This is a genomic window from Dickeya ananatis, assembly GCF_019464615.1.
GTDB lineage: Bacteria > Pseudomonadota > Gammaproteobacteria > Enterobacterales > Enterobacteriaceae > Dickeya > Dickeya oryzae.
The window spans coordinates 3,036,614-3,056,051 of sequence record NZ_CP040816.1 but is presented as its reverse complement, the minus strand read 5'-3'; the positions used below and the strand labels follow the sequence as shown (position 1 = coordinate 3,056,051).

Annotated in this window: 18 protein-coding genes, 1 other RNA gene and 1 other annotated feature; of the genes, 8 read left to right on the top strand and 11 right to left on the bottom strand. The window is 52.1% G+C overall.

The genetic code is table 11. From position 1 onward, the window contains the following. Window positions 1–17: 17 nt before the first annotated feature. Complete coding sequence (amtB, locus tag FGI04_RS13470) at window positions 18–1,310, top strand: ammonium transporter AmtB (protein WP_342699445.1); 1,293 nt, start codon at window positions 18–20, stop codon at window positions 1,308–1,310. A gap of 128 nt (window positions 1,311–1,438) precedes the next feature. Here the strand turns inward: amtB and tesB are convergent, their stop codons facing one another. Further along, window positions 1,439–2,302, bottom strand: a complete 864-nt coding sequence (gene tesB / locus FGI04_RS13465; RefSeq protein ID WP_342699446.1) for an acyl-CoA thioesterase II — start codon at window positions 2,300–2,302, stop codon at window positions 1,439–1,441. Window positions 2,303–2,518: 216 nt separating this feature from the next. Between tesB and FGI04_RS13460 the strand changes: the two genes are divergently transcribed. Further along, window positions 2,519–3,127 (top strand): YbaY family lipoprotein, encoded by a 609-nt coding sequence (locus FGI04_RS13460; RefSeq protein WP_407336860.1) that lies wholly within the window; start codon window positions 2,519–2,521, stop codon window positions 3,125–3,127. Window positions 3,128–3,167: 40 nt separating this feature from the next. Here the strand turns inward: FGI04_RS13460 and FGI04_RS13455 are convergent, their stop codons facing one another. Further along, the gene (locus tag FGI04_RS13455; RefSeq protein WP_342699448.1) at window positions 3,168–3,494 is read right to left on the bottom strand and encodes an MGMT family protein; all 327 of its coding nucleotides are present in this window, start codon (window positions 3,492–3,494) and stop codon (window positions 3,168–3,170) included. Window positions 3,495–3,661: 167 nt separating this feature from the next. Between FGI04_RS13455 and ffs the strand changes: the two genes are divergently transcribed. Continuing rightward, window positions 3,662–3,758: signal recognition particle sRNA small type (gene ffs / locus FGI04_RS13450), an RNA gene on the top strand. Window positions 3,759–4,044: 286 nt separating this feature from the next. Here ffs and FGI04_RS13445 read toward each other — a convergent pair. The 6 genes from FGI04_RS13445 to FGI04_RS13420 form a co-directional block, all read right to left on the bottom strand. Then, window positions 4,045–4,248: an HHA domain-containing protein gene (locus FGI04_RS13445; RefSeq protein ID WP_009114000.1), complete on the bottom strand. Its 204-nt coding sequence runs from the start codon at window positions 4,246–4,248 to the stop codon at window positions 4,045–4,047. A 53-nt stretch (window positions 4,249–4,301) separates the two neighbouring features. Beyond that, window positions 4,302–4,670: an Hha toxicity modulator TomB gene (tomB, locus tag FGI04_RS13440; protein ID WP_012883774.1), complete on the bottom strand. Its 369-nt coding sequence runs from the start codon at window positions 4,668–4,670 to the stop codon at window positions 4,302–4,304. A gap of 509 nt (window positions 4,671–5,179) precedes the next feature. Next, window positions 5,180–5,323 (bottom strand): type B 50S ribosomal protein L36, encoded by a 144-nt coding sequence (gene ykgO, locus FGI04_RS13435; protein ID WP_012770724.1) that lies wholly within the window; start codon window positions 5,321–5,323, stop codon window positions 5,180–5,182. A gap of 15 nt (window positions 5,324–5,338) precedes the next feature. Beyond that, window positions 5,339–5,590 (bottom strand): type B 50S ribosomal protein L31, encoded by a 252-nt coding sequence (locus FGI04_RS13430; protein WP_342699449.1) that lies wholly within the window; start codon window positions 5,588–5,590, stop codon window positions 5,339–5,341. Between the two features lie 175 nt (window positions 5,591–5,765). Continuing rightward, on the bottom strand, window positions 5,766–8,912 hold the full coding sequence (locus tag FGI04_RS13425; RefSeq protein ID WP_342699450.1) for an efflux RND transporter permease subunit: 3,147 nt from the start codon (window positions 8,910–8,912) through the stop codon (window positions 5,766–5,768). Between the two features lie 16 nt (window positions 8,913–8,928). Next, window positions 8,929–10,119, bottom strand: a complete 1,191-nt coding sequence (locus tag FGI04_RS13420; RefSeq protein WP_342699451.1) for an efflux RND transporter periplasmic adaptor subunit — start codon at window positions 10,117–10,119, stop codon at window positions 8,929–8,931. A gap of 142 nt (window positions 10,120–10,261) precedes the next feature. Here FGI04_RS13420 and acrR point away from each other — a divergent pair, with 142 nt between their 5' ends. Beyond that, window positions 10,262–10,912 carry a multidrug efflux transporter transcriptional repressor AcrR gene (gene acrR / locus FGI04_RS13415; RefSeq protein WP_342699452.1) on the top strand — a complete coding sequence of 217 codons (651 nt, stop codon included), beginning with the start codon at window positions 10,262–10,264 and terminating at the stop codon, window positions 10,910–10,912. A gap of 128 nt (window positions 10,913–11,040) precedes the next feature. After that, a complete protein-coding gene (mscK, locus tag FGI04_RS13410; RefSeq protein WP_407336859.1) occupies window positions 11,041–14,454 on the top strand; it encodes a mechanosensitive channel MscK in 3,414 nt (1,137 codons plus the stop codon). Window positions 14,455–14,525: 71 nt separating this feature from the next. Here mscK and FGI04_RS13405 read toward each other — a convergent pair whose 3' ends face one another. From FGI04_RS13405 to miaE, 3 genes are all read right to left on the bottom strand, one after another. Beyond that, window positions 14,526–14,687 (bottom strand): YbaM family protein, encoded by a 162-nt coding sequence (locus FGI04_RS13405; protein ID WP_342699454.1) that lies wholly within the window; start codon window positions 14,685–14,687, stop codon window positions 14,526–14,528. Between the two features lie 68 nt (window positions 14,688–14,755). Continuing rightward, complete coding sequence (gene priC, locus FGI04_RS13400; protein WP_342699455.1) at window positions 14,756–15,289, bottom strand: primosomal replication protein PriC; 534 nt, start codon at window positions 15,287–15,289, stop codon at window positions 14,756–14,758. Window positions 15,290–15,352: 63 nt separating this feature from the next. After that, the gene (miaE, locus tag FGI04_RS13395) at window positions 15,353–16,123 is read right to left on the bottom strand and encodes a tRNA isopentenyl-2-thiomethyl-A-37 hydroxylase MiaE (RefSeq protein ID WP_407336858.1); all 771 of its coding nucleotides are present in this window, start codon (window positions 16,121–16,123) and stop codon (window positions 15,353–15,355) included. Window positions 16,124–16,242: 119 nt separating this feature from the next. Between miaE and FGI04_RS13390 the strand changes: the two genes are divergently transcribed. The 3 genes from FGI04_RS13390 to dnaX all read left to right on the top strand — a co-directional run bounded on the left by FGI04_RS13390 (window position 16,243) and on the right by dnaX (window position 19,436). Then, window positions 16,243–16,611 (top strand): DUF454 family protein, encoded by a 369-nt coding sequence (locus FGI04_RS13390; RefSeq protein WP_342699457.1) that lies wholly within the window; start codon window positions 16,243–16,245, stop codon window positions 16,609–16,611. Window positions 16,612–16,791: 180 nt separating this feature from the next. Further along, window positions 16,792–17,340: an adenine phosphoribosyltransferase gene (apt, locus tag FGI04_RS13385; RefSeq protein ID WP_407336857.1), complete on the top strand. Its 549-nt coding sequence runs from the start codon at window positions 16,792–16,794 to the stop codon at window positions 17,338–17,340. Window positions 17,341–17,414: 74 nt separating this feature from the next. Next, on the top strand, window positions 17,415–19,436 hold the full coding sequence (dnaX, locus tag FGI04_RS13380) for a DNA polymerase III subunit gamma/tau (protein WP_407336856.1): 2,022 nt from the start codon (window positions 17,415–17,417) through the stop codon (window positions 19,434–19,436). Continuing rightward, window positions 18,763–18,827 (top strand) — a sequence feature (DnaX frameshifting element). (Overlaps the previous gene by 65 nt.) Window positions 19,437–19,438 lie beyond the last annotated feature (2 nt).

Below are 19,438 nucleotides of genomic sequence, written 5' to 3'. Positions count from 1 at the left end.
TAGGGATGAATGAAAAAATGAAGAAACTTTCCTTGTCGTTAGGTTTAGGTGCGGCAGCCATGCTTCCGACATGGGTTATGGCGGATACGCCAGCACCTGTAGTAGACAAAGCGGACAATGCGTTCATGATGATTTGTACCGCGTTGGTACTGTTCATGACCATTCCTGGTCTGGCGTTGTTCTACGGTGGTTTGATTCGTAGCAAAAACGTACTGTCCATGCTGACCCAGATAACAGTGGCTTTTGCACTGGTGTGCATTCTGTGGGTGATTTATGGTTACAGCGTGGCATTTAGCACAGGTAGCCCGTTTTTCGGCGGCCTGACTAACTTCATGCTCAATGGCATTGATATCAACTCAATCAGCGGTACTTTTTACCAGTTTATCCATGTGGCTTATCAGGCGTCCTTTGCCTGCATTACTGTGGGGCTGGTGCTTGGCGCGCTGGGTGAACGTATTCGTTTCTCTGCGGTACTTATCTTCTCTACACTGTGGTTCACCTTGTCTTATCTGCCGATGACCCACATGGTCTGGGGTGGTGGCTATCTGGCGGCCGATGGCGCACTGGACTTCGCTGGCGGCACAGTGGTGCATATTAACGCGGCGGTTGCTGGTCTGGTTGGTGCATTGCTGCTGGGTAAACGCGTTGGTTTCGGTAAAGAAGCGTTCAAACCACACAATCTGCCGATGGTTTTCCTGGGGACTGCGATTCTGTATATCGGCTGGTTCGGCTTTAACGCCGGTTCTGCTGCAGCGGCTAACAATATTGCTGGCCTGGCGTTCCTGACTACGGTGGTGGCGACTGCCGCAGCGATTCTGGCCTGGGTTGTAGGCGAATGGATTACTCGTGGTAAACCATCACTGTTGGGTGCGTGCTCCGGTTGTATCGCTGGTCTGGTTGCCATTACGCCAGCCGCTGGTACGGTAGGTGTCGGTGGTTCCATGGTGATTGGTTTTGCCGGTGGCTTTGCTGGGCTGTGGGGCGTGACCGTGCTGAAAAAATGGCTGCGAGTTGACGACCCTTGTGACGTGTTCGGTGTGCACGGCGTTTGCGGTATCGTAGGGTGCTTGCTGACGGGGGTGTTTACGGCGACATCACTGGGTGGTGTCGGTTATGCGCAGGGCGTGACAATGGCGCATCAGGTATGGGTTCAGCTGTTTAGCGTGATTGTTGCCATCGTATGGTCTGGCGTTGCAGCGTTCATCTCCTTCAAGGTTGCGGATATTGCTGTTGGTCTGCGTGTGCCGGAAGAACAAGAACGCGAAGGTTTGGACGTCAACAGCCACGGCGAAAACGCGTACAACCAGTAATCTTTCGTGTTCAGCATCGGTAACGGATAAATATCGGCTACCGTTATGAAGCAAACAACAAACCACCTTGAAAAAGGTGGTTTTTTTTATCCCTAAATACGTTTATCCCTCAATATAGATAGCGGATGTTACTGTCCATGCCGACGGATGACGCCTTCCTGTACGCTGGAGGCGACCAACACGCCTTCGCGGGTATAGAACTGGCCGCGTACAAATCCGCGAGCACCGGAGGCTGAAGGGCTTTCAACAGAATAAAGCAGCCAGTCGTCAAGCCGAAACGGCCGATGGAACCACATCGCGTGGTCAATCGTTGCGACTTGCATACCCCGTTCCAGGAACCCTACACCATGTGGTTGTAGTGCAGTGAGCAGGAAGTGGCAGTCAGAGGTATAACCCAGCAGATATTGGTGAGTCCGTTCGTCATCTGGCATGGTGCCGTTGGCTCGACACCATACTTGCCTGACCGGGGGGGCGGCTTCGCCTTTTAATGGATTGTGGAATTTTACTGGACGAATTTCGATAGGCCGGTCGCTAGTGAATACCTGCCGCATAGCGGGGGGAATTAACGACCCTATGCTGCGGGCAATGTCCTGCTCTGATGGGAGCTCGTCTGGCGGTGTGACGAGTGGCATGTCGCTTTGATGTTCAAAACCGCTTTCCCGAGTCTGAAAAGATGCCGTCATGTAAAAAATCGAACGGCCATTCTGAATCGCGCTGACGCGTCTGGCGCTAAAGCTGTTGCCATCCCGTAGGGTTTCTACGTCGTAAATGATCGGTTTCTGGCTGTCGCCGGGGAGCAAAAAGTAGCTGTGAAACGAATGGACGAAACGCTCTGGCGGCACAGTCTGTTTGGCAGCGGACAACGCCTGGCCGACTACCTGACCGCCAAATACCTGGCGTAATCCCAGATCCTGACTTTGGCCGCGAAATAGGCCTTCTTCGAGTTTTTCCAGATTTAGCAGGTCGAGAAGTTGTTGTAATGCCTGACTCATAGTTCTGCCTTTGGAGTAATGTGATTACGCACGTCAATCATCGTCTAAAGAACCGGGTTCCATCAAAACACGTAGGCAGAATTTGGGATAGCGGTAAGCTTTGCCATAACTATCGGAATTTTCCACCATAATTGTCATGCAGGTTGGTTCATACTTCTTAACGGATGCAGTCAACTGACCGCCATCCTGAATAGAATAATTAAGGAGGCTTAGCCTATGAGATTATGGCATATCTTTAGCGGTATTACGGTATCGATCGCGCTCAGTGGGTGTGTTAACAACCATAGTGTTGCTCCTGGAAACCATGGTGTTGTTACTGAAAACCATAGTATTGCGCCTGAAACAACTGCACCGGCAATGCGGCAGACCCAGATGCTTTCTCAGCCTGTTAGCGACATGCCTGCTGTTACCGGCACAGTGAACATTCGCCAAAAAATCGCGTTGCCGCCTGATTCGGTACTGACGGTGACGGTCTCTGATGCAACGATCCCAGATGCGCCTTCGAAAGTGATTTCCCAGCGCGTAATCCGTACAGAAGGTCAGCAGGCACCGTTCCGATTTGTATTGCCCTATAACCCATCAGAAATTCGGCCGGATGCGCGTATCCTGCTTAGCGCCGCCGTCGCAATAGATAACCGGGTCACACTGATTACTGAGCATGTCATGCCCGTGGTCACGAATGGTGTGAATAATGCCGATCTGAACCTGATACCCGTTACGGCGGTGCCTGTTCCTGCGAAACCAGCCGGGTTTCTGACACCGAACACAGAAACGGCAACGCCTGATGACGATGACTCTTCGGGCTCGTCACCGCAGTTGTATTAATATCAATTAACGTTATTTTTCGCTGGTGGTGCGTTGTTTGCTAAATGTCTTGCATGTACCGCCAGCGAAATCTATCCAGGTCGATTTTCCCTTCTGAATTCAGCATAACGCCTTCAGCCTGAAGAGCAGATTTTTGGCGCTGAAAATCCGGACCTGTCAGTGAGATCTCACCTTTTCTGTTAATCACTCGATACCAGGGTAGTAGGCTGCCTGTGGGCAGCCCACGTAATATGCCGCCAACCTGACGGGCTGCTCGTGCTGAACCGGCAAGATGCGCGACATCACCATAAGTAGCGACACACCCGTAAGGAATTGCGGCGATAACGTGGATGACACGTTGGCGGAAATTATCCGATTCAATAGTCATGGATAGGCTCAGAAGGTGTTAGAACGGGCAAGGGGACACATAATATTGAGTATAAAAGCTGGTGATGAGTAAGAAAACAGCGGTTAAGCGCTGTTTTCTTGCAATTGCTTAGTCCATCACCGATAATGCCCTCCGCTTCGCAACTGCGGAGCTGTCAATGGAGGCCCCGTTGGTTCTCCCGCAACACTAACCTGTGGACCCGGTCAGGTCCGGAAGGAAGCAGCCGCAGCAGGCGACGTGTGTGCCGGGATGTAGCTGGCGGGGTCTCCACCATTTTATCCCTTCCCCGATATTGTCACCGTTTTCTTTTCTACGCTGGTTTAACTATTAGTAAAAAAATTGATGTTTAACCCGCATGGTAAAAACAATAAAAATTGATAAGACGATGGTTAAATTAACTTCGGGGGTGGAGACGAATAATAAATGAAGAAAGTCTTAAGTAAAATGCACACTTTTTGTTACAAAAGCTGTGGTTTTCTGGCGCTAAAAAACAAAGGCCGATAACATATCGGCACAGTGTATTTATGTATTAAGCCGCTGTTTTTAGTGCTTATCGAACGTATTTCCATACGGCAGTTGGCACTTTGTCGTAAAGTTTATTCATCGTTAGCTCAGCCAGACGATGGTCGGCAGCTGAATAGAACATTTCAAGTTCGTCGTTAGAAAGCTCGTACTTGTTTTTTTCTATAACACGCTCAAGCGTGTCGATGGTTGTACATTTACGCAAACGCATTAAATAGTCGATTTTTTTCATAGTGACCTTGTTAATTTTCCTGGATTTAAATTAAGTATGAAACAAATTATTGCTTAAGTTTTTACTACCGTACAGACGCTCTTTTCTGAGAACATTCTGAATAATTGTGACTTGGATTTTTTCCATTTCTGCAACTCTGAATCATTTATACCGTAGTTGCTGAAAAGGATATAAGTATCGTCCAGGTATTTTTCAACCCGCTCACACAGCGCCGCCTCATGCGGATATTTTATTTTGTAGGTAACAACAAATGCCGCAATGTGTTCGATGAGTTCGTTTAGTTGAAGATTGACCGCAGAGGTCGGATCATTCACCCAGCCACGACTGCTGTCACCTAATGTTGCGATACTTTCGTCGTGCAGATTTTCACACAAGAATCTGAGTTGGGCAATATCATAATGTTGAGGTGTGTACTCATCCATTTCTATCCCTCCGTAAGCTACGATTCAATGTCACTTAGGGCTACCACTTGGCCAGACAGGTGGTGTGATGAAGTGCAGAAGATAGAATGCCCCTCAGTATGCCTCAATGTCCCTTAATCTTAAGACGAACAGGGGTAACACGGTGAATGCCGGAGAATGATGCAACGTCACTGTCAACAATCATTCTGAATTCATTATAGCAAAAAAGCTAACAGTTATGATGTGGTCGAACCATCTTTATGACGATGGCTGTCATCGGTGTAGGCTGCTTCCGGTGTGCCGTGATATATTTATCGGCCACTGAAGCAAGTATATTTAATTTTTTTCGGCGTTAGCAAGAATCACTGTGTTAATTATTTTTTCTGGCTTGTCTTTATTTGTAAAGATTTTGAAGATGTGAAAACGCAATTATTTTATCCTTTTGTTTTTAAAAGAAATTGGAAAAGTGGTCTGATGTGATGGACGGTGCGACGATGCGCACCTTCCGATAAGTTTTGAGCTAATAATAATTAGCGTTTTTTCTTTTTCCTACCCTGTACTGCGTTGAAGCGTGGGTTTGTTTTACAGATGACATAGACGCGCCCGCGCCGTTTGACCACGATACAGTCTTTGTGGCGAGTTTTGGCACTGCGAAGAGAACTTAATACCTGCATGGATAATTCCCCCTATTACGATTTGAGAAAGCGGCCGAAACGCTGTTGAAAGCGCGCTGCGCTCCCTTCTTTGGCGTATTCTTTCTGTTTGCCGGTGTAATAAGGGTGAGAAGCGGAGGAGACGTCGATAGTAACGTATGGGTAGACTTCCCCATCGTATTCGTAAGTCCGGTCAGTTTTGATGGTGGAGCCGATTTTATAGAACACATTCTCACTGGTGTCGTGGAACAGCACGGTACGGTAGTTAGGGTGGATACCCGCTTTCATGATGACCTCATTTGTTATGTTATAACATAACTATATTTTGCGCCTTTCAGGAGCAATGATCAACGTTATGGTTTGTAGGGGTTGGTGAGACGGGGGAGTTGAGGGGGATGTTCGCTGTGTTTGTCGCGCATTAAAAAAGGCCGCATAGCGGCCTTTTGAGAAGAGATATCACGGTTTAGTGACTGGTTTGTGAGTGCTCATGATGAGGCTCGTTGTCGTCTTTCTTCTTACCGAAGCGTCGGCGAACGACCACAAAGAACACGGGGACGAAATAGATAGCCAATACGGTGGCGGTGATCATCCCACCCATTACGCCGGTACCGACCGCGTTCTGTGCGCCGGAACCTGCACCGGTACTGATGACCAGCGGGACCACACCCAAAATGAACGCCAGCGATGTCATCAGAATGGGGCGAAGACGCATACGCACCGCATCCAGCGTAGCTTCTACCAGGCCTTTTCCTTCTTTCTCCATCAGGTCTTTGGCAAACTCGACGATCAGGATGGCGTTCTTGGCGGACAAACCGATGGTGGTCAACAGACCCACCTTGAAGTAGACATCGTTTTCCAGTCCGCGCAAGCCCGCCGCCATGACGGCACCGAACACGCCCAACGGAACAACCAACATAACCGAGAAGGGAATTGACCAGCTTTCATACAGCGCCGCCAGACACAGGAATACCACGATGGCGGAGATGATGATCAGTGCCGGTGCCTGGTTACCTGCCAGTCGTTCCTGATAGGACATACCCGTCCAGTCGAAACCAATACCTGGCGGTAATTGCGAAGCCAGTTCTTCCATTAATGCCATCGCTTCCCCTGTACTCTTACCAGGAGCCGCTTCCCCCACCAGTTCCACAGACGGCAGACCGTTATAACGCTCCAGACGTGGTGAACCGTATTCCCAGTGTGCCGAAGCAAACGCTGAGAACGGTACCATCTGATTAGACGCACCACGGACATACCATTTCTGGATATCGCTGGGCAGCATACGGTATTTGGCGTCAGCCTGAACGTACACCTTTTTCACCCTGCCGCGGTCAATAAAGTCGTTGACGTATGTACCCCCGAGTGCGGTGGACAGTGTGGCGTTGATGGTGGCAATCGATACGCCGAGCGATTGTGCTTTTTCCTGATCAATTTCCAGGCGGTATTGCGGTGTGTCTTCCATCCCGTTAGGACGAACTCGCACCAACGTATCCGGATGTTGGGCGATCATACCCAGCAACTGGTTACGGGCTGCCATGAGCTTATCGTGACCAAGGTTATTCTGATCAATCAGCTCAAAGTCAAAACCACTGGCAGTGCCCAACTCGACGATAGCCGGTATGTTGAACGGGATAACAATCGCTTCTTTGATTTGCGAGAAGGCGCCAAAAGCACGACCAATAATGGCATCGACTTTGTTGGCTGCACCTTTACGTTCATCCCAGTCTTTCAGGCTGGCGAAAGAGATCCCCATGTTCTGACCACGACCAGCGAAGCCGAACCCGTTAACGGTAAAGACCGATTTCACGTTGTCTTTCTCGTTATGCAGGTAGTAGTCGCTCACCTGGTCGAGCACCTTCTGGGTACTTTCCTGAGTAGAGCCTACCGGCAACTGAACCATCGTCAGTAATACGCCCTGGTCTTCCTGTGGCAGGAAGGAGCTGGGGATTTGAGTAAAGGCAAAGCCCAGGCTCGCGACCACGAGCAGATACACCACGACATAACGGCCCGTGCTGCGCAGAATATTGGCGACACTGCTGGTGTAGTGATGGGTACTCTTATCGAAAAGACGGTTAAACCAACCGAAGAAACCTTTTTTCTCGCCGTGGTTGGGCACGGGCTTCAGGATGGTCGCACACAACGCCGGTGTCAGAATCAATGCCACCAGTACCGACAGCACCATGGCAGACACGATGGTGATGGAGAACTGACGGTAGATAGCACCGGTCGAACCGCCCGAGAATGCCATCGGGATAAATACAGCGGACAGCACCAGCGCAATACCCACCAGTGCACCCTGAATCTGCCCCATGGATTTGCGAGTCGCTTCCTTGGGCGATAGCCCCTCTTCCGACATCACACGCTCTACGTTCTCGACCACGACGATGGCGTCATCCACCAACAGACCGATGGCGAGCACCATAGCGAACATGGTTAGCGTGTTAATCGAGTAGCCGAAAGCAGACAGGATGGCGAACGTCCCCAGCAATACCACCGGCACGGCAATAGTAGGAATCAGTGTGGCGCGGAAGTTCTGCAAGAACAGATACATCACCACGAACACCAATACGATGGCTTCAACCAGCGTTTTCACCACTTCGTAAATAGAGATTTTTACGAACGGGGTGGTGTCATACGGGTAAACCACTTTCAGGCCGGCAGGGAACGTCGGCTGCAACTTGGCGATTTCCGCTTTTACCGCTGAGGCGGTATCCAGCGCGTTAGCGCCAGTGGCGAGCTTAATCCCCAAACCTGAAGCCGGACGGCCATTGAAGCGTGCGACAACGCTATAGCTTTCACCGCCAAGTTCGATACGAGCAACGTTATTCAGGCGAACCTGTGAACCATCCTGATTGACTTTAAGCAGAATGTTGCCGAACTGCTCCGGTGAATTAAGCCGGGTTTGCGCAATGATCGAGGCATTCAGCTTCTGGCCAGGCACAGGCGGGGTACCGCCTAACTGACCTGCGGCTATCTGGTTATTTTGTACCTGAATCGCCGTAACAACATCACTGGTGGTGAGTTGGTAATTGTTCAGCTTGTCCGGATCCAGCCAGATACGCATGGCGTACTGTGCACCGAACAGCTGTGTATCGCCCACACCACGCACACGGCTAATCGGGTCTTTGATGCTGGCACCGACAAAGTCGGCGATATCCTGCTGGGTGACACTATTGTCATCGCTGACAAAACCTAACACCATCAGGAAGCTGCTGCTGGATTTCTGCACACTCACGCCTTGCTGCTGTACTTCCTGTGGCAGCAGGGGCATGGCCAGTTGCAGTTTGTTCTGCACCTGAACCTGTGCAATATCCGGGTTGGCATCGGCATCAAATGTCAATGTGATCTGAACGGTACCAGACGAATCACTGTTGGAAGACATATACAGTAATTTGTCGATGCCGTTCATGTTTTGCTCGATCACCTGCGTGACAGTATCCTGCAGGGTCTTCGCATCAGCCCCCGGATAGGTCGCTGTAATCTGAACCGCCGGTGGTGCGATGGTCGGGTACTGCGCAATAGGCAACTTCAGGATTGCCAGTGTCCCGGTCAACATCACCATAATGGCGATGACCCAGGCAAAAATCGGGCGATCTATGAAAAACTTGGCCATGGATTACCGGCTCCTGTTAAGACTTAGCGGGTTGAGACTGCGGTTGCTGCTGCGCATTACCTGCGGTCACTTCCTGCGCTTTCACCTGCATACCCGGTCTGATTTTTTGCAGGCCAGTCACGATGATGCGATCACCCGGTTTGACGCCCGAGGTGATGAGCCATTTATCGCCGAACGCCTGACCGGTAGTCACAGGATGGACTTCCACTTTATCGCCTTCGCCGACTACCATCACCGTAGCTTCGCCACGTGGTGTACGGCTAACACCCTGCTGCGGCACCAGAATGGCATTCGGATTCACGCCAGCATCCATTTGTGCGCGAACGAACATGCCCGGCAACAGGTTGTGATCCGGGTTGGGGAACACCGCACGCAGCGTGATGGAGCCAGTCGTCTCGTCGACAGTGACGTCAGAGAATTCCAGCGTACCGGTCTGGCTATAACGCATTCCGTTATCCAGGGTCAGATGAACGTTAGCTTTGCCATTGGTCTGTTGTAACGCACCGCTTTCCAGCTCTTTTTTCAGATGCAGGAAATCGTTAGTGGATTGGGTGACATCCACATAAATCGGATCCAACTGCTGGATGGTTGTCAGCGCCGTCGTCTGGGCATTGGAAACCAGTGCGCCTTCCGTGACGGTGGATTTTCCTACCCGGCCACTAATTGGGGCTGTTACGCGCGTATAGTTCAGGTTGATCTGAGCGCTGTCGAGCGTTGCTTTGGCAGCAGCGACGGCGGCTTCATTCTGGCGCGCCGTCGCGACAGCCTGATCGTAATCCTGCTTACTGACGTAATTGGTGCCGAGTAGTGGTTTGTAGCGCTTAACCGTTAACTCTGCAATTTCAGCATTCGCCTGAGCCTGAGACAGGGCGGCCTTAGCGTTGTTGTACTGGGCTTGGTAGGTCGCCGGATCAATCTGGTAAAGCGATGTACCCGCTTTGACATCGCTGCCTTCAACAAAGTTACGCTTGAGAATAATACCATTTACCTGAGGGCGTACTTCGGCAATACGATAGGCGCTGGTGCGTCCCGGCAGTTCCGTGGTGATATTCAGAGTTTGTGATTTTATCGTAACGATGCCGACTTCCGGTGCGCCCCCCTGATGGGCACCCCCTTTAGAGGCCTGATTGTCACATCCTGTGAGTACGAGGCCGCCAGAAAGCATCAGCATTGTTGCCAGAGGCGTAAGCCTTCTGTTTTTATTCATAGGTAAACCCCAAGTATCCGATTTTTAATTGACCAATGGATCACATGCTATTAAACCCATTGCTGCGATAAATTCAGGTCCGTGCTATGTTACATACATCCGTGAATGTATGTAAATCTCACTTCTCTTTAAAGTCAGCGCTATGGCACGAAAAACCAAACAACAGGCACATGAGACCAAACTCCAGATTATGGACGCGGCGATGCGTCTGTTTTCCGAGCATGGTGTTTCCTCAACATCATTGTCTGATATTGCGACCGCTGCTGGCGTGACACGTGGTGCTATTTACTGGCACTTCAAAAACAAAGCTGAACTGTTTGATGAGATATGGACGCGGTCCGAGTCCAAGATTTCTGACTTTGAAGCTGAGTATCAGGCAAAATTTCCTGACGATCCACTGCATGTACTCAGAGAGTTGTTAATTTATATCTTGAGACTGACTGATTCCGATAGCGAGTGGCGATCGATGATGGAAATTATCTTTCATAAATGTGAGTTCGCCGACGAGTTACTGCCGACATCCAATGCTCGTAAAGATCTCTACTTCGATTGCTATAACAAAATAGAAGTCTCGCTGATAAAGTGCATTTTGCAAGGCATGTTGCCAGCGGATCTCAATTCCCGGCGGACAGCGGTGATCATACGGGCTTATCTGTCGGGCATTATGGAAAACTGGTTGTTCCTGCCGGAAAGTTTCGATTTGAAAAGTGAAGCGCCTTATCTGGTGGATGGGTTGATTGATATGCTGCGTAGCAGTCCTGCCTTGCGCCAGATAGGCAAGACTGCCGTATAAGTACGTGATAAACGCAAGCAATCAGTATAAATGGAGACAGAACAGAACATCATAAACACCACCTGACATACCTTGTCTTCCGGCAGACGTGATAAACTGCGTTATCTCTGTAAAACTGATGATGCATCATGAAGCGTTGTGTCGCCATTTCTGGTTTATTTCCTATTTCGCTCCGCTCTTTTTCCGATATCTGCTCCTTTATTCGTGCTATGAGTGCACGATGTGGTCGACGCTGTTTGCCAGGCATCTGGGTCGGCTTACTTGGCATCCTCCTGCTGCAACCCGCATTAGCTGCGGGTAACGATTTGCCCAGTCGGGCTGAGATCCAAAACCGTCTTGATACGCTGAATAAGCAAAAAAGCCTGACCTCGGTAGACAAACTGAGCCAACAGGATCTGACACAGACACTGGACGTGCTGGACTCTATCGATCGTGTCCGGCAGGAAACCAACCAACTGAAACAACAGGCGGCACAGGCACCAGCCAGACTTAAGCAGGTGAATGAGGATCTGGTATCGCTGGGCAGCGCGGCACCGGTACCCCAGCAATCGTTGGAGTCGCTGGCGTTAAAGCAACTGGAAGCGCGCCTGAATGAAACGCTGGATGATTTGCAGTCAGCGCAGGAAAACCTCTCTACTTACAACAGTCAGTTGATCTCGCTGCAAACCCAACCAGAGCGGGTTCAAAGCGCATTGTATGCCGCTTCGCAACACAGTCAGCAGTTACGCACCCAACTCAGTGGACTGGACCCGTCACAGGAGCCACTGCGGCCGAGTCAGCAGGTTTTGCTACAGGCAGAGCAGGTGCTGGTCAGTCTGCAAATGGAGCAGCAGCGCAAAAGTTTGGAAGTGAATACCACGTTGCAGGACCTGCTGCAAAAGCAGCGGGATTACACCGCCGCACAGATAGGCCAACTGGAGCACATGGTGCAGACGTTGCAGGGCGTGATTAACAATAAGCGCCTGACATTGTCGGAAAAAACCGCCAAAGAGGCACAGAATTCCGATGAGCTGCAACGTATTCAGGAAAACTCGCTGGTGAAAGCGGAAATGGAAACGAACCGTCAACTCAGTCAGCGTCTCATTAAAGCAACGGAAGCGGGAAATACGCTGGTTCAGGAGAGTATTCAGGTTAAAAACTGGCTGGATAGGGCTACGCAATCGGAACGTAACCTGAAAGAACAGATTACCGTGCTAAAAGGCAGTCTGTTGCTGTCGCGTATTCTTTATCAGCAACAGCAAAACCTGCCGTCGGCCGATGCAATGAGCGATATCAGCGCCCAGATAGCTGACCTGCGTCTGGAACAGTTTGATATTAACCAGCAACGCGATGTGTTGTTTCGGGGGGATGAATATATCCAGCAACTGGTCGCGCACAGTAACACGGCAGTAGACGGCGAAGTGACGGATGCGCTGGAGCAGATTCTGGACATGCGCCGCGAGTTGCTCGATCAGCTCAATAAACAACTTGGTAATCAATTAATGCTGGCGATTAACCTGCAAATCAGCCGTCAGCAGTTAATGAGTGTGAATAGTTCGCTGCAACGAACCCTGGCCCAGCAAATTTTCTGGGTGAGCAGCAATAAGCCGATGGACTGGAGCTGGTTGAAGGATTTGCCGTCGGCACTGAAACAACAGGTCAAGAACCTGCATTTCACCTTCAAAAATGGACAACTACGTCAGGGGTTCATGGATTCGCTGCTGCTGATTATCCCGGCAATAGTGATAGTGGGTTTGCTGTGGTGGCGGCGTAAAAGTATCGATGCCTATATGGGGAAACTGGCAGACGACGTGGGGCAACTCAAGCGTGATAGCCAGTTGCATACACCGAAAGCCATTTTGCTGTTGATCTTGCGGACCTTGCCGGGTGTGCTGGTGGTATTGTCGCTGGGGCTATGGCTGAAACGAAGCGATAGCCAGATCAGCGGTTTTGCCTGGTTGCTGAGTGAACATCTGGCATTGTTTTGGGTGGTCTTTGCCACAGCTTGCCTCAGCCTTAAACCGGGGAATCTGAGCGAACGTCACTTTAATATCCCGGCGTCCCGCTGTGCGCATTACCGGCGCCAGACGGTGCGGCTCGGTGGCGCACTATTGCCGTTGATGTTCTGGGCGGTGGTGGGTGAGAAAGCGCCACTGTATCTGGTGGATGATGTTATTGGGCAGAGCGTGATTGTCTGCAACCTGCTGTTGCTGACTATTCTGGTGTTCCCGGTATGCCGTGACTGCTGGCGTGAGAAAGAACGTCATACAGTGCAATTAATTGTCGTCACCATGATGGCCGCCATGCCGTTGTTCCTGATCGGATTAATGCTGAATGGGTTTTTCTATACCACATTGCGACTGGCCAGCCGCTGGATTGAGAGTCTGTACCTGTTGATCGTCTGGAATATGGTATATTTCGCGACTATTCGTGGGTTAAGTGTGGCGGCACGTCGTCTGGCTTATCGCCGCGCTGTGGCACGACGCCAGAACCTGGTCAAGGAAGGGGCGGAAGGCAGTGAACCGGTACCAGAAGCGCCGCTGGCGCTGGAACAAATCAGCCAGCAGTCTTTGCGCCTGACGACCATGGTGCTGTTTCTGGCGTTCTCCGGTGCGTTTTACTGGATTTGGGCTGATCTAGTTACCGTTTTCTCTTATCTGGATAGCATTACGCTATGGCATTACAGCACGGTGAGTGCCAGCGGTACGGTCTTGCAGCCGGTCACCTTGGGTAATCTGCTGGTGGCACTGGTGATTGGTGGCGTGGCTTATGTGATGACGCGTAACCTGCCTGGTTTACTCGAAGTGCTGGTGCTCTCGCGCATGCAGTTGCGGCAGGGCACGTCTTATGCCATCACGACGATATTGACCTATTTTATTACGGCGGTTGGTGCTATCACATCACTCAGTTCCCTCGGGGTCTCCTGGGACAAGTTGCAATGGCTGGTGGCGGCGTTATCGGTGGGGTTAGGGTTTGGCTTGCAGGAAATTTTCGCCAACTTTGTCTCGGGTCTGATTATTCTGTTCGAACGACCAGTGCGTATTGGTGACACCATTACTATTGGATCGTTCTCCGGCTCGGTCAGTAAGATTCGCATCCGAGCCACCACGATCACCGATTTTGACCGCAAGGAGGTGATCATTCCTAACAAAGCGTTCGTTACCGAGCGGCTGATCAACTGGTCATTGTCCGACACCATTACGCGTGTGTTGATCCGCATTGGCGTTGCCTATGGGTCTGATCTGGATAAGGTTAAAGAAATATTGCTACAGGCTGCGCGCGAGAATCCACGCGTGATGGCGGATCCGGAACCCCAGGTGTTCTTCCTGTCGTTTGGCGCGAGCGCGTTGGATCATGAACTGCGTTTATATGTGCGTGAACTGCGTGATCGCAGCTATACCGTTGATGAATTGAACCGCACTATCGACAGGCTGTGTCGCGAAAATAATATCAATATTGCTTTCAACCAGCTTGAAGTGTATCTGCACAATACGCAGGGCAAAGAAGTACAGGAAATATCCCGTGTGCTGACGCCACCACAGAATGAGAGTGAAACTCGATAGCCGCCGGTTGTGGCAACGGGCAAAGGGGAACGATTCGGATGCCGGGGCAGGTAACCAGGCCTGCTCCGGTCTCAGGCCGGTGTTTGCTGGGGGGCGTCGGCTTTTAACTGATAATCCCGGCGGACGATTTCCAGCGCGGCCAGTACCACCTCAGGCTCAATGTGATTGTCTTCCAGCAGCATGATGAGATCGACCGCCAGTTTGACGTCTGGCGTTTCGTTTTTCAGCGACATGATTTTTCTACCTCACTCCGGTTCGTTTTTGTTTTTTCTAAAACATAGCAGAAAATAGCGAACTACGGTCAATATCCCTGTTCCTGACGTTCAATCTGCCGTTCCAGTTTTGAGAGCGCCTGGCGGCAACGAGTCAGTCGGCCTTCCAGAGCCGCCAGTTCGCGTTGCAGGCGTTGTTGTTCACTGAGCGTGTTTTGCGTTGCCAGCAGGCTCTCTCTGTCCTTAATCATCGCCAGTAGTCGACGCTCATAACCCTGATATTCAGCCAGTTTTTGATAACGGTCCTGCGGTGCTGGCGTTGTGGGTTCGTGTTCCCGTAATGGCTGCGTCGCCAGCTCTCGCTGGAGCGCCGTCATTTGCGTCAGCAATTTCTCTGCCATGAACGCGACCCTGTCCTGACGCTGTTCTTGCACATACTGTTGCAGATGCTGGTAATTAAGACGGATTTCGTCGAGGTAATCACTGAGCCTGGTACCGTAACAGCTGAAGAGTTGACGGTCAAAACGTGACCGGGGAGCTTGTCGCGCGGCAATCGGTTCGACATCTTGTGCCAGCGTATCAATCTGGCGTGTCAGCACGGCCAGCAATGCCTGTGTGTCCATGTCGTCTCCTCCGTCGCTTTACCGCCGTATCCGTACGTTGCGGCAGGGGAATAACGGGCCGGTTCAGTGTGTGCTGAAAGCCGGTTTGCCGCTGTGGAATTTGAAATCGTCGTCCGGGCTGGTAATCAACTGTGCTTCAGTCTGCGCGAAAAATGCGATACGCGCGCTGATATCCTGTCCGGCAATCTGTTGTGCCAAAGCAAGATAATCCTGATAGTGCCGGGCCTCGGAGCGTAGTAGTGAAATATAGAACTTGCGCAGACTCTCTTCCAGATGGGGAGCCAGTCTGGCGAAGCGTTCGCAGGAACGGGCTTCGATAAAGGCACCGATAATTAACTTATCCACCAGCGCATCCGGTTCATGTGTTTTCATGTGTTGCGTCATGCCACGCGCGTAACGGCTGGCGGGGATGTTCTGGTAAGGAATAGCGTGTTGCTCCATGACTTCCAGCACCTGATAAAAATGGTGTAATTCTTCGCGGATCAACAACACCATTTTATCGATCATGTCCTGGCTGTAGTGGCAGTTGGAACGTGGGGTAATCTGCCGTGAAATCAGCGCATTAGCTTTCAGCGTCTGCATGTCTCCCATCCCCCGGAAAGCAAACTTCTCATACGGGGCAATCCACTCCTGCAACTGGTGCCTGATATCCTGCTCGACAGCATAACGCCGGAGCAGAAACAGCGCGCTCTGGGCGGCCTTCAACTCACACAACACGTGGTCGCGTAACAGTGTGGGCAGGTTTTCCGGTTTGCGCGCTTCGTCAACCCACTCATCGGGGGTAGTGGCGTGAAGGAAGGCGTGAATCGGGTCGAGGATGGAATGTTCAAACATGTACGACGATGGGTTGAGTTAACGTGGCGGTATGATACAACGTTTCCTGTGGATTGCGATCGGGTCAACCGGGCTGGGTTGCCGGGGGCTGGTAAGGACGGGGAAGACAAGGAGGCAATATGTACCGGATAGTGTTGATAACCGTAGGGTGGCTGGCGGTGGTGCTGGCAGCGCTGGGCGTGGTGTTGCCGTTGCTGCCTACTACGCCGTTTTTACTGCTGGCGGCCTGGTGCTTCGCCCGCTCCTCGCCACGGTTTCACGACTGGTTGTTGTATCGCTCCTGGTTTGGCAGTTACCTGCGTCACTGGCAGCAGCACCGTGCCCTGCCGCCGGGCGTGAAAGTCAAAGCGGTTATCGTGGTTATCGCGACCTTCGCCTTGTCATTATGGTTGGTGGAAGTCGGTTGGGTCAGAGGGGTGCTGCTGGTTATTCTGGCGGTGCTGTTGACGTTTATGTTGCGTTTGCCGGTTATTGATCCGAAGCAATAGCCTGCGATAAAAATGCGCAGATCCGAGTGGGCCGGTTGCATTTGCCCGTCAGTTTGACTAGATTTGAGCGTTTTCGTGCGCGAGCCGCCACCGCATTTTTTATCGTCAGCGCCTGTAGGCAGCATGGCGAAGCACCGTGGCGGTGTTCAGTGAATATCAGGTTTTATCAGGCACAACATTATGACCGCAACTCAGCAGCCAGAATTAATTAAAAACAGTATCAAGAGTATTCCGGATTATCCCAAGCCGGGCATACTGTTTCGTGATGTGACCAGCTTGCTGGAAAATCCGCAGGCGTATTCGGCGAGCATCGACATGCTGGTTAAACGTTATCAGAACACCGGCATTACCAAGGTTGTTGGTACCGAAGCGCGTGGTTTCCTTTTCGGTGCCCCGGTAGCGCTGGCGTTGGGCGTCGGGTTTGTTCCGGTGCGTAAGCCGGGTAAACTGCCGCGAGCGACGCTGAGCGAAAGCTACGAGCTGGAATACGGCAGCGATACGCTGGAAATTCACATCGACTCTATTACCGCTGGCGATAACGTGCTGGTGGTGGACGACCTGCTGGCGACGGGCGGCACGATTGAAGCGACGGTCAAACTGATTCGCCGTCTTGGCGGTCAGGTTTCCGACGCGGCATTTATTATCAATCTCTTCGACCTGGGTGGACAGCAGCGCCTTGAAAACATGGGCATCACTTGCTACAGCCTGGTCGATTTCCCCGGTCATTGATGACAGCAGTCTCGCCGATGGCGGCGAGACTGTGTTAGCATCACCTCCTCAATAACTCAACTTCTGCGGTATTGATGAGCTATCAGGTTCTTGCCCGTAAGTGGCGTCCCCAAACCTTTGCCGACGTGGTAGGCCAGGAACATGTCCTGACCGCGTTGGCTAATGGTCTTTCGTTAGGCCGCATCCATCATGCTTACCTGTTTTCCGGTACCCGGGGCGTAGGCAAGACGACTATCGCCCGTTTGCTGGCGAAGGGGCTGAATTGCGAAACCGGGGTGACGGCGACACCTTGCGGTCAGTGCGATACGTGCCGGGAAATAGAGCAAGGCCGATTTGTCGATCTGATTGAAATCGATGCGGCATCCCGTACTAAAGTTGAAGACACGCGAGACTTACTGGATAACGTGCAATACGCGCCGGCTCGCGGTCGTTTCAAAGTTTACCTGATTGACGAAGTGCACATGCTCTCCCGCCACAGTTTCAACGCGTTGTTGAAAACACTGGAAGAGCCGCCTTCGCATGTGAAATTCCTGCTGGCGACTACGGACCCGCAAAAACTGCCGGTGACGATTTTGTCGCGCTGTTTGCAGTTTCATCTCAAAGCATTAGATGCCGAGCAAATTCGCCAACATCTGCAACAGGTTCTGGAGCAGGAGCAACTGGCGGCGGAGCCACGTGCGTTACAATTGCTGGCCCGTGCGGCCGATGGCAGTCTGCGTGACGCATTGAGCCTGACCGATCAGGCGATCGCCATGGGGCAAGGGCAGGTGACGGCCACAGCTGTCAGCGAAATGCTGGGTACTCTGGATGATGAGCAACCGCTGGGGCTGATTGAAGCGCTGGTAAAAGGTGACGGCGCCGGGGTGATGGCGCTGATGGAGCAAGCGGCAGCTCGCGGTATTGACTGGGAAGCCTTGCTGGTAGAAACCCTGACGCTGCTGCATCGGATTGCCATGCTGCAGTTGCTGCCATCCGCTCTGGGCGATGAATACCACCAGGTTGCCCCTCGCTTGCGCGAGCTGGCGCGGGTGATCCCGCCTTCGGATGTGCAACTCTATTATCAGACATTGTTGGTTGGCCGCAAAGAGCTGCCGTTTGCACCCGATCGCCGTATGGGCGTGGAAATGGCGCTGTTGCGGGCATTGGCGTTTCACCCCAGTCAGGTGATTGCTGAACCGGTTCCTGTCAGTACTTCATCGCTCGTGCCTGCGGCTCCGTTAGCGACTGAACCGGCCCGTATGCCAGCATCAGCACCGGTGGTTGGCGTTGCACCCGTTGCCCCTGGCGCAGAACCGATGGTGAATGATGCGCCGCAGGGGGGGAGCGTAGCGTCGTTGCCGCCAACTTTGCCGTCGACGGCGGAGAACAATTTGCCGGATGCGACAGCACAACTGTTACAGGCGCGTAGCCAGTTACTGAACCGGCAGGGAAATAACCCCGCAAAAAAGGCTGAACCGGCGGCGTCAGGAAAAACGCGGCCGGTAAACTCGGCACTGGAGCGTCTGGCGTCAGTGACCGAGCGTGGTCAGCAGCAAATGGCAGCCAAAGCGGTGGCACAGGACGAGCAGAAAAAGCAGGAAGCGTATCGCTGGCGGGCGCAGAAGAAAGCCGCGGCGACGGAAACCGAGCCGGTGACGACGCCTAAAGCGCTGCGTTCGGCATTGGAATACGAAAAAACGCCGGAGCTGGCCGCAAGGCTGGCAGTAGAAGCGATGGCGCGAGATGCCTGGGCGGCGGAAATCGATCGTCTGACGCTGCCGAAACTGGTACAACAGCTGGCGCTTAATGCATTTAAAGAGATGCCGGAAGACGGGGTGATTCATCTGCACCTGCGTTCTTCACAGCGTCATCTGAATTCGGCAGCGGCGCAGAAAGCGCTGTCGGAGGCACTGGCGGCGCATTATGGACGCGATATCAGCCTGACGGTTACCGAAGACGATACGCCGACGGTGCTGACACCGTTGGAGTGGCGACAGGCCATTTATGAAGAGAAGCTGGCGCAGGCGCGTCAGTCCATCCTGTCTGATACTAATATTCAAACGCTACGGCGTTTCTTTGATGCGGAACTGGACGAAGAAAGTATCCGCCCCGTTTAACC